The 13,647-nt window shown below is 30.1% G+C and carries 18 protein-coding genes and 1 pseudogene; 16 read left to right on the top strand and 3 right to left on the bottom strand.

Annotation, left to right across the window (positions count from 1 at the left end; genetic code table 11):
- Positions 1–4 precede the first annotated feature (4 nt).
- From rbfA to F553_RS0103650, 10 genes are all read left to right on the top strand, one after another.
- Positions 5–361, top strand: coding sequence for a 30S ribosome-binding factor RbfA (gene rbfA, locus F553_RS0103605; RefSeq protein ID WP_008538075.1), 357 nt, complete (start codon positions 5–7; stop codon positions 359–361).
- Positions 361–1,314, top strand: coding sequence for a DHH family phosphoesterase (locus F553_RS0103610; protein ID WP_018999036.1), 954 nt, complete (start codon positions 361–363; stop codon positions 1,312–1,314). The genes rbfA and F553_RS0103610 overlap by 1 nt, the downstream gene beginning before the upstream one ends.
- On the top strand, positions 1,307–2,179 hold the full coding sequence (truB, locus tag F553_RS0103615; protein WP_018999037.1) for a tRNA pseudouridine(55) synthase TruB: 873 nt from the start codon (positions 1,307–1,309) through the stop codon (positions 2,177–2,179). The genes F553_RS0103610 and truB overlap by 8 nt, the downstream gene beginning before the upstream one ends.
- A gap of 113 nt (positions 2,180–2,292) precedes the next feature.
- Positions 2,293–3,024 carry a pseudouridine synthase gene (locus F553_RS0103620; RefSeq protein WP_018999038.1) on the top strand — a complete coding sequence of 244 codons (732 nt, stop codon included), beginning with the start codon at positions 2,293–2,295 and terminating at the stop codon, positions 3,022–3,024.
- Positions 3,024–4,262, top strand: a complete 1,239-nt coding sequence (locus F553_RS0103625) for a BaiN/RdsA family NAD(P)/FAD-dependent oxidoreductase (RefSeq protein WP_018999039.1) — start codon at positions 3,024–3,026, stop codon at positions 4,260–4,262. Before F553_RS0103620 ends, F553_RS0103625 begins: the two co-directional genes overlap by 1 nt.
- A gap of 98 nt (positions 4,263–4,360) precedes the next feature.
- Positions 4,361–4,780, top strand: coding sequence for an RrF2 family transcriptional regulator (locus F553_RS0103630; RefSeq protein WP_008538069.1), 420 nt, complete (start codon positions 4,361–4,363; stop codon positions 4,778–4,780).
- A gap of 92 nt (positions 4,781–4,872) precedes the next feature.
- Entirely contained in the window at positions 4,873–5,655 is a 783-nt protein-coding gene (locus F553_RS0103635; RefSeq protein ID WP_018999040.1) for an EcsC family protein, read from the top strand.
- A 14-nt stretch (positions 5,656–5,669) separates the two neighbouring features.
- Positions 5,670–6,656, top strand: a complete 987-nt coding sequence (locus F553_RS0103640) for a Gfo/Idh/MocA family protein (protein WP_018999041.1) — start codon at positions 5,670–5,672, stop codon at positions 6,654–6,656.
- Positions 6,657–6,816: 160 nt separating this feature from the next.
- On the top strand, positions 6,817–7,701 hold the full coding sequence (locus F553_RS0103645) for an amidohydrolase family protein (RefSeq protein ID WP_018999042.1): 885 nt from the start codon (positions 6,817–6,819) through the stop codon (positions 7,699–7,701).
- On the top strand, positions 7,694–8,197 hold the full coding sequence (locus F553_RS0103650; RefSeq protein WP_008538065.1) for an LptA/OstA family protein: 504 nt from the start codon (positions 7,694–7,696) through the stop codon (positions 8,195–8,197). The genes F553_RS0103645 and F553_RS0103650 overlap by 8 nt, the downstream gene beginning before the upstream one ends.
- 61 nt (positions 8,198–8,258) lie before the next feature.
- On the opposite strand, the gene F553_RS0103655 is transcribed toward F553_RS0103650, so the two are convergent.
- Entirely contained in the window at positions 8,259–9,341 is a 1,083-nt protein-coding gene (locus tag F553_RS0103655) for an iron-containing alcohol dehydrogenase family protein (protein ID WP_018999043.1), read from the bottom strand.
- 177 nt (positions 9,342–9,518) lie between these two features.
- Between F553_RS0103655 and F553_RS0103660 the strand changes: the two genes are divergently transcribed.
- Positions 9,519–9,680 (top strand): hypothetical protein, encoded by a 162-nt coding sequence (locus F553_RS0103660; RefSeq protein ID WP_018999044.1) that lies wholly within the window; start codon positions 9,519–9,521, stop codon positions 9,678–9,680.
- Positions 9,681–9,683: 3 nt separating this feature from the next.
- On the top strand, positions 9,684–10,136 hold the full coding sequence (locus F553_RS0103665; RefSeq protein ID WP_008538062.1) for an ImmA/IrrE family metallo-endopeptidase: 453 nt from the start codon (positions 9,684–9,686) through the stop codon (positions 10,134–10,136).
- Between the two features lie 44 nt (positions 10,137–10,180).
- Here F553_RS0103665 and F553_RS0103670 read toward each other — a convergent pair whose 3' ends face one another.
- A complete protein-coding gene (locus F553_RS0103670; RefSeq protein ID WP_018999045.1) occupies positions 10,181–10,741 on the bottom strand; it encodes a flavodoxin family protein in 561 nt (186 codons plus the stop codon).
- Positions 10,742–10,843: 102 nt separating this feature from the next.
- Here F553_RS0103670 and F553_RS0103675 point away from each other — a divergent pair, with 102 nt between their 5' ends.
- The gene (locus F553_RS0103675; protein ID WP_018999046.1) at positions 10,844–11,185 is read left to right on the top strand and encodes a winged helix-turn-helix transcriptional regulator; all 342 of its coding nucleotides are present in this window, start codon (positions 10,844–10,846) and stop codon (positions 11,183–11,185) included.
- 38 nt (positions 11,186–11,223) lie between these two features.
- Here the strand turns inward: F553_RS0103675 and F553_RS0103680 are convergent, their stop codons facing one another.
- Positions 11,224–12,057: an AraC family transcriptional regulator gene (locus F553_RS0103680; RefSeq protein WP_018999047.1), complete on the bottom strand. Its 834-nt coding sequence runs from the start codon at positions 12,055–12,057 to the stop codon at positions 11,224–11,226.
- 121 nt (positions 12,058–12,178) lie between these two features.
- On the opposite strand from F553_RS0103680, the pseudogene F553_RS12270 reads away from it, so the two are divergent.
- The 3 genes and pseudogenes from F553_RS12270 to F553_RS0103690 all read left to right on the top strand — a co-directional run bounded on the left by F553_RS12270 (position 12,179) and on the right by F553_RS0103690 (position 13,556).
- A pseudogene (locus tag F553_RS12270) lies at positions 12,179–12,859 on the top strand (glycoside hydrolase family 32 protein).
- On the top strand, positions 12,847–13,014 hold the full coding sequence (locus F553_RS12725) for a GH32 C-terminal domain-containing protein (RefSeq protein WP_367997742.1): 168 nt from the start codon (positions 12,847–12,849) through the stop codon (positions 13,012–13,014). The pseudogene F553_RS12270 and the gene F553_RS12725 overlap by 13 nt, the downstream one beginning before the upstream one ends.
- Positions 13,015–13,025: 11 nt before the next feature.
- Positions 13,026–13,556 (top strand): PTS transporter subunit EIIB, encoded by a 531-nt coding sequence (locus F553_RS0103690; RefSeq protein WP_018999049.1) that lies wholly within the window; start codon positions 13,026–13,028, stop codon positions 13,554–13,556.
- Positions 13,557–13,647: the final 91 nt, after the last annotated feature.

The following is a 13,647-nucleotide window of genomic DNA, read 5'->3' on the forward strand; positions in this document are numbered from 1 at the left end:
ATTAATGGGAAGCGTTCGTATAGAAAAAGTACAAGAATTGATTAAACAAGAAGCTAGTGAAATCATCATGCGAGAATTGAAAGACCCTCGTATCGGTTTTGTAACTATTACAGAAGTTGATGTATCTAGTGATTTACACAATGCTAAATTATATGTAAGTATTTTAGGCAGTGATAAACAAATCGAAGATACATGGAAGGGCTTAAATTCTTCCTTAGGTTTTATTCGCAGAGAATTAGCGCATCGTATTCGTTTAAAATTTATTCCAGAAATTAAATTTTTTATGGATACTTCACTTCAATATAGTGCACATATTCAAGAATTATTGATAAAAGTGCAAAAAGATGAGGAGCAAAAATAATGGAAGTAACACTAAAACAAGCTGGTGAATTAATTGAAAAAGCTAATAAAATAGTGTTATCTTCTCATGTAAATCCTGATGGTGATAATGTTGGTTCAACTTTAGGGCTATATCATGCCCTAAAGGGAACTAATAAAGATATAAAAATTTTATTAGATGATGATTTACCAGATAATCTCGGTATGATGGAAGGTTTAGATTTATATCAAAAACCTCAAGATGGTGAGATTATAGAGTGTGATTTACTTGTGATTTTAGATGTTGATGTTGACCGTATCGGCAGAGTAAAAGATGTAGTAAAAGCACCTATTTTGAATTTAGACCATCATATATCTAATACAAAAGTATCTGATTATTGCTATGTTGATGCTAAAGCGGCAGCTACAGCTCAAATTGTCTATAGTTTAATAAAAGAAATGAATTGGCAATTTAATTTAGAAGCAGCTACATGTATTTATACAGGTCTTTGTTCTGATACAGGATTTTTCTGTTATAGCAATACAACACCGTATACATTAAAAGCTGCTGCGGAATTATTAGAAATTGGTGTAAAACCAGATAAAATTTCTGAAGTATTTTACCAACGTTCCTTTTCTAGTGTAAAGGCAGCTGGAAGAGCTATAGATACTATTGAGTTGTATCATGATGGCAAAATTGCTTTGATGATTATTGATAAGGCTTTAAAAGAGTCTGCTGATAATACAGAGGGCTTTGTTAATTTTGCTAGAAATATTCGTGGTGTAGATGTAGCTGTGATGATTAAATATGCTGATGATGAAGTAACTAGAGTAAGCATGCGTTCAAAATCAGTAAATGTCAGTGAGATTGCTCAATCTATTGGCGGTGGCGGTCATATTCGTGCAGCTGGTGCGACTGTATATAAAAATCTTATGGAAGCAAAAGATATCGTACTTAATGCTATTATCAAAGGAATGAATAAAGAAAATGCCTAATGGATTTGTAAATGTTTTGAAGGCACCAGGAATAACTTCACATGATATTGTATCTCATTTACGTAAAGTTTATGGATTGAAAAAAGTTGGTCATGCTGGGACTTTAGACCCTGCTGCTGCTGGAGTTTTGCCAGTGGCACTGGGAAAAGCTACAAGAATGCTTGAGTATATGGACGATGTAGATAAGTCCTATAAAGTAGAAGTAACTTTTGGTCTAAGCACTGATACTGGTGATGACACTGGAAAAATCATTGAAACGATGGAAAATTATACTATGCCTACAGCTGAAAAAGTAAAAGAGGCATTAGAAACATTTCGTGGTGAAATAAAACAAAGACCACCAATGTATTCAGCTATTAGAATTAATGGTGAAAAAGCGTATAATTTGGCTCGTAAAAATATAGAAGTAGAAATGCCAGAAAGAGATGTTGTCATTCATGATATTAAATTTCAAGAGATGACACAAAATGGTTTTATTTTTGAAGTAGTTTGTTCTAAAGGTACTTATATTCGCAGCTTATGTATGGATATTGGTAAATATTTAGGAATACCTACAGTGATGAGTTTCTTAATTCGCACTCATGTGGGAGCATTTAAATTAGAAGATGCATTTACTACAGAAGAAATAGGTTTATTACCACATGTGGCGCTATTATCAATAGATTTTCCGATAAAGCATTTACCAAAATATGTTATTTCTGATGAAGAAGCAGTAATGATTAAACAAGGTAAACAAATTGCTGTTAAAGAAGATGAAGAAATAACAGAAAAATTTATTCGTTTATATAAAGATAAAGAGTTTGCTGGTATAGGTCGTTATGTATTTAGCGAACATAAGATAGCACCACATAAGGTAGTATTATAAAATGAGAAATATAAGAGTATGAATGATAAGAAATTCATACTCTTTTTTCATAAAGATGATATTTATTATATGATATAATTTGATATAGATAATAAAATATAAGGAGAATTATTTTGCAAGAAAGATTACAAAAATTTTTAGCTCGTACAGGGATTGCTTCTCGTCGTGGAGCAGAAAAATTAATTACAGATGGTAAAATTCGCGTCAATGGGGTAGTTGTTACTGAATTAGGTACGAAAGTTGACCCAGTGAAAGATAAAGTTTCTTATAATGGAAAAATGCTTAAAGTAGAAGCAAAAAAAGTTTATTATATGCTCAATAAACCAAAAGGGTATATTTCTAGTGTAAAAGATGAAAAAGGTAGAAAAACAGTTGTAGATATTTTATCTGATGTAGAAGAAAGAATTTTCCCTATTGGTCGTTTGGATTATAATACAGAAGGTTTATTATTACTCACAAATGATGGCGAATTTATGAATAAATTATTGCACCCTAAGTATGAAATTGGCAAAACTTATGTTGCAAGAATAGATGGCATTATTAATATGGAAGATTTGGATAAATTAGCAAATGGTGTGAAATTGGAAGATGGCAAGACTGCACCTGCTGATGTGTATTTAGATTCCATAAATAAAACTTTGAAAGAATCTCGTGTGGAAATCACTATTTATGAAGGGAAAAATCGTCAAGTTCGTCGTATGTTCAAGGCTTTAGGATATGAAGTTAAAGCTTTAAAACGCATAGCTTTTGCAGGTCTTACTTTGAGTAAATTAAAACGTGGAGAATATAGAAAATTAACTGAAACTGAATTATTGCGTTTGCGTAAAAAAATAGGAGATAAATAATGCGTAAAGTTATTGTTGTTGGCGGTGGTGCTGCTGGACTGATGGCGGCTGTCAGTGCTGCACAAAATGGTGCAGAAGTGATGTTGTTGGAAAAAAACAATCGCTTGGGTAAAAAATTGTTAATTACTGGTAAAGGTCGTTGCAATGTAACAAATACAGCACCATTGCAAGAGTTTGTAAAAAATATTCATGGTAATGGTAGATTTTTATATAGTGTATTTAGCAAATTTTTTAATTGGGATATCAGAAGCTTTTTTGAAGAATTAGATGTGCCATTAAAAGAAGAACGCGGTGGACGAATTTTCCCTGTAAGTGATAAAGCAATTGATATTGTAAATGCTTTTGAAAAGGTATTGCATAGATTGGCTGTACAGATAAAGTTAAATGAAAGTGTAAAATTTTTAAAAGTAGATAATAATAAAGTAACAGGTGTAATCACTGAAGAAGATAAATTATATGAAGCTGATGCTGTTATTTTAGCTACAGGTGGCTCATCTTTCCCTGGAACAGGTTCAACAGGTGATGGTTATCGTATGGCAAAACAGATAGGTCATACTATTGAAGATTTATTTCCAGCACTTGTACCTTTAGAATGTGAAGAAGATTGGGTAAAAGATTTCCAAGGTTTATCACTTCGTAATGTAAATTTAAAGGTATTAGTTGATGGTGATGTAAAAAAAGAAATGTTTGGTGAAATGTTATTCACTCATTTTGGTGTAAGTGGGCCAATCATTTTGACTTTAAGTCGTGATATTGCTAAATGGTTAAGAGAAGGAAAATTGGTAGAATTATCTTTAAATCTCAAACCTGCTTTGACAAAAGAACAGCTTGATAAACGCATTTGTAGAGATTTTGAAAAATACAGTAGAAAACAAATAAAAAATGCTTTAGGCGATTTATTGCCAAGCAAGATGATTAGTACAGTGATTGATTTAGCTTTTATTGATGAAAATAAATTTGTAAATCAAATAAGCAAGGCTGAACGTGAAAGATTAGTTGACTTATTGCAAGATATGGTGATGACTGTTACAAAGACAAGACCTCTTAGCGAAGCTATTGTAACAGCTGGCGGTATTTCTACAAAAGAAATAAATCCTAAAACTATGGAGTCAAAACTAATTAAAGATTTGTATTGTGTTGGCGAAGTAGTAGATGTAGACGCTTTTACAGGCGGATATAATTTGCAAGCAGCTTTTTCTATGGGCTTTGTTGCTGGTGAAGCTAGTAGTTTAGAGTAATATTTTTTAGCAAATAGTTTTTTTGAAAAAAATTTCATGCTATACTATAAATTAGATAGGATTTATTTAATTTTATAGTAAGGTGGGATTGAAGCTCGATGAAAATATCAACTAAAGGTAGATATGCATTGCGATTGATGTTAGATATCGCATTAAATGATGCAAAAACACCGGTTCGAATAAAGGATATTGCTGAACGACAGCAGATTTCAGATAAGTATCTGGAACAAATAGTATCTAGTTTAAATAAGGCAGGATTTGTAAAAAGCTTGCGTGGACCGCAGGGCGGATATCGACTGACTAAAAAACCAGAAGAGTATACAGTAGGCATGATTTTACGTTTGATAGAGGGAAGTTTAGCCCCAGTAGCTTGCCTTGATGATGATATCAATAATTGTACACGTGCAGATAGATGTCCAACATTAATTCTTTGGGAAAAATTATATGATGCTATAAGTGAAGTTGTGGATAATATTACTTTGGCGGATTTAATTAGTTGGCAAAAAAATATGAAGTAGAGGAAAAAGATTAATTAATATGCCTACTAAGGTAAATTAATTAATCTTTTTTTGTAATTAATTTTATTGTGGAGAATAAGGAGGGTATCTTAATGTATGATGAATATATAGAAAAACAATTGGTAGAAATCAGTAAATGGGAACAGCAAAAACCCAGTGTAGTCAATACTGGCATGAATAAGATTTTTTCACCTATGAGTAAATTTACGAGAAAAGTAATTCCAGAGGTGGTAGTAGAAAAAGCAATATATCATGCTCATGATATTGGTCAAAAATTAGCAAGTAAAAATGATATTTTGAAAAATGCTGGTGTAGATACTATCGAAGAATTGCGTCATAAGGATTTGGCTTTATCTGATAAGTTGGCTAGTAATGTGCATAAATGGGCGATAGGTTTTGCTGGTTCTGAAGGATTTGCTACAGGGCTTGGCGGTACAGCAACAATGGTAGCTGATGTGGGGGCTGTTATAGTTTTAGCTTTTAGAACTATTCATAAGATTGCTATGTGTTATGGATATGAAGTTAAATCAGATGAAGATAAAGAATTTGTGTTGAATATTTTATCTGTATCAGGTGCTAATGATATGAAGGAGAAAAAGGAAGCATTATTAGCATTGAAATCAGATTTTTTACAAAAGAAAATAATTGAAGAAGTTTTAATGAGCAATTTAGTCAAGAAAGTTGCTAAACAATTGGGTATTAATTTGACTAAACGTAAGTTGATGCAGATAATGCCGATTATAGGAGCAGGCATAGGTGCAGCAGTTAATGCTTCATATATAAATGATATCGCATGGACAGCTCGTCGTTCGTATCAATTAAAATGGCTTGCTGATAATGAATATATAGATGCTAATAATTTGAATAATATTTAAGGAGTTTTAATTTAATGAAACAGATGAAAGTTGGTATTGTAGGAACAGGTTTAATCGCTTCTTTGATGGCAAAAACGTTGAATGGATTAAATGATGAAAATATAAAAAATTATGCAGTAGCCTCAAGAACTTTAACTAAGGCAAAAGCATTTGCAGATGAATATAAAATAGAAAAAGCTTATGGTTCTTATATGGAATTAATTCAAGATAAAGATATTGATTTAGTCTATATTGCCGTACCACATAATGAGCATTATCGCATAGCTAAATTATGTATAGAAAATAAAAAGAATGTTTTGTGTGAAAAACCTTTTACTGTAAATGCAGAAGAAACAAAGGATTTATTAGCTTTAGCTAAGGAAAATAATGTACTTATCACTGAAGCAATTTGGACAAGATATATGCCTTCACGAAAATTAATAAATGATGTTATTGCTTCTGGCATTATAGGGCAAGTACATTCAATTCAGGCAAATTTAGGTTATCCGCTTAAAGATGTGAAACGCATGATTTCTCCAGAACTTGCTGGCGGTGCATTGCTTGATGTAGGTGTATATACAGTTAACTTTGCTTTAATGGTATTTGGCAATGATATAAAAGATATTTTTGCCAAAGCTGTGATGTCAGATAAAGGTGTAGATTTGACAGATAGTATAACAATCACTTGGAATGATGGGAAAATGGCAGTTCTTCATGCTTCTATGATGACACCAACAGATAGATGTGGTTTTATTTATGGAGAAAAAGGCTATATTTGTGTAACTAATATCAATAATCCTGAAGCGATAAAAATTTATGATGTAGAACATAATTTAATCAAAGAAGTAGAAATACCAAAACAAGTAACAGGATATGAATATGAAGTTTTAGTTTGTGCTAAAGCGATTGATAAAAATGAATTAGAATGTGAAACAATGCCACATAAAGAAACTATTTTCGTCATGGAAATATTAGATAAAATACGCAATCAATGGAATATGAAATATCCTTTTGAAAAATAAATAAGTAGAAAAAGAAAACGCCTTATGATTAAGGCGTTTTTACATTGATAAATAATTTTAATGATAATTTAATCAAACTAGGTGAGTAAGTTTATTGAGCTTAAGATAGATAATTTGTATAATAGAGTTTAGATAGGGTATAGATTTAAGAGGTGAAAATATGATGGATAAAATTATAGATTGTCATATGCATTTTTCAGCTAAAGGGATATTTAATAAAACAGCTGAAAATATTGGTTTAAAATGTACCTTAGAAGAAGTACAAAATGAATTTAAGAAAAATAATATAGTTTTAGGTATTGGCATGGGTGTGGATATTTGCGAAGAAAATAATCTTAGTAATCCACAGATAATATATCATGGAAAAGAAAAATTTCCACCTTTTTTAGCACAATGTTTAGGTATTAATGCATTGGCTATTAATAAGGAAAATCTTAAAGATACATTAGATAGCTTTAAGCAAAAATTAGAAGAAAATTCAACAGTTGGATTAAAGATTTATACAGGATATCAACCGTATTTAGCTACAGATAAGAAATATAGAGATTTTTATAAATTAGCACAGAAATATGATGTACCAGTGGTTTTTCATATGGGCGATACAGCAAATTCAATGGGAAAATTAAAATATTCACAGCCTTTAATCATAGATGAAGTGGCTGTTGATTTCCCTAAGGTGAAATTTGTAATTGCTCATTGCGGAACTCCATGGGTGGCTGATGCAGTGGAAGTAGTAGCTAAAAATAAAAATGTATATATGGATTTGTCAGGTTTGATGGAAGGCAAATTTAAAGCTAAAAAGCAGATAAAAGAATTTGAACCATATTTAAATATATTTAGGACATGGTTTAATTATTTACATGATTATCAAAAATTGATGTATGGCTCTGATTGGCCTTTAGTGGATATGAAAGAGTATATTAAAGTAATACAATCAATAATACCTAAAAAGGCTTATGATGATGTATTTTATCATAATGCTTTGAAGGTTTTTGATAGATTACCAGAATATTTAAAGAAACAGGAGAAAAAAATTTATGATTAAATTAAAGCTTTTAATAAAATCAATGTTTTTAGTTTGTGTATTGATGTTATCTATGGTAGGAGTATCTAGTGCAAGTGTATCCGTAACATCTGATAGCAAGTATTTTGATATTTCCTCAGGTTGTTTTGTACTTGAAGGAAATGTCTTAGTAAAGACTGATACAAGAACTATAGGAGCAGATAAAGCTCGTGTCAATTTAGTAACTAAAGAAGTATGGGCAAATGGCAATGTATATGTGGAAGAACCTCAAGAAGAAATTAAATTTAAAGGTGGCAGTGTCTATGCTTCTGATGAATTAAAAACAGCGATTATAAAAGGCGATGCTATTTTAGAAAGACCAGATATAACTATTCAAGCAGAAAAATGTTCTTTTAATTGGCGAACTAAAATAGCAGAATTTAGTGGATTAGTAGAAGTACATCAAGATGGCAAAACAAATGTATATGATGTAATTCAATATGATGTAATTAATAATAAAATTATTGATGCAAAATAATAAAAAATATATTTGATAAAAATAAAAGGCACTTATTAGTGCCTTTTTTGGTTAATTTTTGTTAATTTAAATGTTCTTGATGATAAATTTCTAAATCCATGATAGCATCATAAACCATTTCACGAGTGATTTTGTATGGTACATGGACAATATCATTTGTGGTCATTACTTTATCTAATACAATATCGAGTTCTTCTTTAGTGCTGATTTCAATATCTTTTAGACAAGTTGGTAATTTAGCTTGGCGATTAAATGCATAAACTTTTTCAAATTCAGTTTGTTGTTTATCTAAGAGTAACATTACAAGTACGCCATAGCTTACAAGTTCGCCGTGAAGATGTTTTTCTCCTTGAGGAAGCATAGTGCAACCATAATATATAGAGTGAGCAAGACAACTATTGTAATCATTTATAACAAGCACAGAAACAAGACCTGTACTTACGATTATAGTTAATACTACTTGTTCTAAAGCTTCACTTACTTGATGATTTTTAGCAGAAGTCAAAGCTTCAAGACCATATTGCAATAAAGTATCAGAACAATTTTTGCTGATTTGTACACCTAAAGCATTTGTATGGCTCATTTCATCATTACGAGAGGAAAAGCCCGTTTCATATTGTTTGGATAAAGCATCACCGATACCAGCCCAAATATATTCATAAGGAGCTTCAGTGATTATTTTTGTATTGATAAAGCTATGTAGAGGGCTTTTTTGAGGGAAATATAATTCTTTGAAGCTATGAGTTTCATCATCATAAATTACGCAAACAGCTGTTACAGGAGAGCAGTTAGAAGCTATTGTTGGAAAGGAAAAAACAGGCTTATTTTCCATATCGCAAAGAGTTTTGCAAGTATCAATAGCACGACCACCGCCTACAGCAAAAACCATATCTGCTTTTTGAAATTGAGGATTTTGGGCAAGTTTTTTTATATTAGCATAAGTAGAGTCGCCACCGTACCAGATAAAATCAATTATTTCGATATTAGAATTATGTACTCCAGCTAAAAGGGCATCTTTGGCTTTAGAAATTGCTGTTTTACCACCGATAACTACAGCTGTTTTGCCATAAGCACCACAAACTTTTGGAATTTGATTGTAAACATCACTGCCTACACTATATGAAGGTAAAAATACTGTATTCATAAATAAAACCACCTTATAATTAAATAATATCTTTAATATTATTATTTAAAACTTTTTGTATTTGCAAAGTGATTAATAGTTTATAACTAAAAAATAAAATTGTCAAGTTGTAAACTATATAATTAAAAAAATAAGTATGATATAATAATATAAAAAATTATATTAGGCGGTGATTTTATGGGTAAGGATAAAGGTTTGGAAAAATTTTTAAAAGAAGCAGAAGTTTTATTTGATGGTAATACATATAAGTTGAATATAGAAGAAAAAAATCAGATACAAGAAGCATTAGAAATAGCTTTTTGGGACGCAAAAGAAAGAAATAAACGAAAGAAAAAATAAATTATGCGAAAAAATATAAAATTAAGAGTGAAAAATTTAGTTAATAAATATCAAACAGCAGATCCATTTGCATTGGCAAAGGAATTAGATGTAAATATTTTATATGTGCCACTTCCTGAAAAGATACGTGGAATATTGGTGCGTGTTTTGCGAAAAAAGACTATTTTATTGAATGATAAATTGAATTATGAAGCTCAAAAAATCGTAATTTGTCATGAACTTGGTCATGTGCGTATGCATTGGCATGCAGGTTATTTTTTTCAACATGAAGGAATATATTATTCTCCTGCTCGTTATGAATGTGAAGCAAATGAGTTTGCTATTCATTTATTGAATTATTCTAGTGATTTTATTTATGATAAAGATTATATATTAGAAGTATTGGCTAAGGAAAATCCCAATCCATATGAAGTGCATAAAATCATCAATGCTTTGATGCAGATTGAAAGTATTTAAAAATACCAGCTAAAATGATAGCTGGTATTTTATTTATCAGATGATTATTGAATAGATTTTCCTAAATCTTCAGCTTGTTTTAATTGCTCTGGTTTATTTAAAATATCGCCAATATTCATATTTCCTCCAGCATAGACAATGCCTAGATTTTTCCAACCTAAATGAGATATTAATCCTTCATAAAAAGCTTTAACTGGTGCAAAATTATCAGAGGTATTTCCTTCTGAAGCCATAAGTAAAATACATTCTTTTTGTGGATTTTCATAATTTGGATTTAATTCGGCTATAGCGAATAAACGATCAAAAGCACATTTTAGTTGACCTGTGATGCCCCAATAATACATAGGAGAAGCTAAGACTATGATGTCTGCTGTCTTGTATACAGGATAGATTTGCGACATATCATCTTTTTGTACACAAGGAGTATCTTCGTTTTTACCTCCATTACAACAACCAAGACAGCCATGAATATTCATTTTTTGTAAATCAAAGCAAGTAACTTCATGACCTACAGTTTCTGCTCCTTTAGTAAAATATTTGATGAGTTCTTTTGTATTGCCATTTATTCTGGGACTTCCATTTAAAATACAGATTTTTTTATGCATAAATTTACACCTCCAATGTTTATATTTATAATTATAACAGTGTAGATTATTTGCTTGAAGTACGCACATTTTTGTTAGATACTAACCAAAAGGAGAGTTTTGATGTTTAAAAATTATATTGAAAATGCCAATTTTGAAGATACAGGTTTTAGTTATACTTTATCATTAATACGAGGCAAGTATAAAATGGTTATTTTATATTGTTTGATGGAATTTAATATTGTCAGATACAATGAATTAAAAAGATATATAAAGACTATCTCACATAAAACACTTGCAGTATTTTTGAAAGAATTGGAAAAAGATGGCTTAATAATACGAAAGGAATATCCACAAATACCACCTAAAGTAGAGTATAGTTTATCAGATAGGGGAAAATCGCTCATGGAAATTTTAGATAGATTATGTGTATGGGGAGAGATACATAAAAATGATATGAAATAAAAAAGTCTAGTAAATTTACTAGACTTTTAGGTGGAAAATTATTTTTCTGCATAATATTTTCTATACATAGAAGGTGAAATAGAAAATTCTTTCTTAAAGGTACGCGAAAAGGCTAATTGGTCGTCAAATCCTAATGAGGAAGCAATAATGGCAATAGAAAGCTCAGTAGTTATTAAAAGGCTACGGGCTTTTTTTAGTTTTAGTTGCATTATATATTGTTTCGGTGATAAATGAAATTTTTCGTGGAATATGCGAGTTAGATAATTAGGATGAATGCCAAATTTTTTAGCGATATCTTTTAGAATTAATTTTTCTGCATAGTTGACGTCAAAATAAAATTTTAAATCATTAGCGAGAGATTTAGTTTGCATTTGATTTTCAGATAGATTAATATCCTCAAATAGTTGTGCGAGAATGAGGAATAAGAGGCTATTGGCTTTTAGATAATGAATGACATTATTTTCTTGAAGATTAATAATTTCATCAATTAGCGTTTTATATTTTGTTATATCTAAATTGTGAATGATATAAATATCATCAGTTTTTTTCATCATTTGATAGATATAGTTTTGAGAATTAATCCCTAAAAAACTAATCCATGTATAGCACCAGGGATTAGTAGCCGAAGCTTTGTAATAAGAAATTTTTCCCGAAGGAATTAAAAAAGCATCTCCTTGTTTTAGATTAAAAGTCTGTTCATTGATGTGAAGGGTACCTTCGCCACTGATGACAAAATGAATTAATTGATAATCTCTATATTTAGGACCATAACTATATCCAGGTTGACATTTTTCATAACCAGCACTGTAGAAGGATAAATCAGATAAAGATTTATAATGTGTACTATGTTGAGTCTCTTTATATTCTTTCATAGTTAATATTATAAAATAAAAAGTTTGTTTTTTCCATATTTTAGTAAAGAAATACTATAGAAAAATTACTGTAAATATTATTTAATATATATGTACTTTTAATGAAGGAGAAGCAAGAAAAATGAAGCAGTTTGTTAGACAAAAATTTCATTTAGAGCCTAATGTAGGATTACTAAATGACCCTAATGGATTAATCCAATACAAGGGAATTTATTATGTGTTTTTTCAATGGAATAGGTTTGAAAAAAATCATACATATAAGGAGTGGGGATTATTTACTTCGAAAAATTTAATTGATTGAAGCTTCAAAGGAAGTGCTATTATACCAGACCAAGAATATGATTTTAATGGGGTATATTCAGGGAGTAGTTATGTTATAAAGGATAAATTATATATTTTTTATACAGGTAATAGGAAATATGATAATGAGCGGAAAAGCAGTCAATGTTTAGCTATTTCTAATAATGGGAGAAATTTTCTAAAAAAAGGAATAATTATAAATACACCAATAAAATATAGTGAACATTTTAGAGACCCTAAAATTTTTGCAGGTAAAAATAATGATTTCTTTTTAGTCATAGGTGCGCAAACAAAACAAACAAAATTAGGAGCAATTGCATTATATCATTCTCTTGATGGTGAAAATTGGCAATATATGGGAAGTTTGGCTACATCAAATACGTATCAAATGATAGAATGCCCTGATATGTTTCGCATGGGAGATAAATATATATTATTTTACTGTCCACAATATAGAGATAATGAAAAGGATATACCTTTAGTTTCTCTGTGTATAAAGTAATTGATTTGGAATTGTGGATAGACAATTCTAGTATAGAAATATTTATAAATGAAGGTGAAAAAGTATTTTCATCAAGAATATATCGTAAACATGAAAAGATATCAATAAGTGGGAATTTATGTGGTGAATTAATAGCGAAAAATATAGATAGGTAGGAGAGCAAATTATGGGAAATAAAGAATTAGCACAAAAGATTATTGAGTTAGTAGGAAATAAAGAAAATATCGTTTCAGTTAGACATTGCGCTACAAGATTGAGAATTGTTGTAAGAGATAAAGATAAAATACAAGTGAAAATGATAGAAAGCATAGAAAAGGTAAAAGGTTCATTTTTTAATTCTGGGCAATATCAAATTATATTGGGAACGGGTTTAGTAAATCGAATTTATAATGAAGTTATAAATATAATCGGCGAAAGTAATAATGCAGATGAGGTAAAATATGGCAATAGTTTTCAAAGAGCGATAAGAATGTTTTCTGATGTATTTGTGCCTATTATACCTGTATTAGTTGCTACTGGTCTTTTTATGGGTGTTCGTGGTTTACTTATGCAAGATGCTGTATTGGCTATCTTAGGAATTGATGCTACAAATATACCAGAATCTATGTTGACTTTTTCTAAAATATTAACAGATACTGCATTTGCTTTTTTACCAAATGCGAGCGTAAAGCCCCTAAATTTATTTATGGGGATATAAGCTCGCTAAAAAACAATGATTCGATATCATTGTTTTTTATTGTATTATATTTTTAATAGTTATATAATACTTTTATGAAATATAAATCAAA

Source organism: Megamonas rupellensis DSM 19944 (assembly GCF_000378365.1).
GTDB classification, from domain to species: Bacteria; Bacillota; Negativicutes; order Selenomonadales; family Selenomonadaceae; genus Megamonas; species Megamonas funiformis.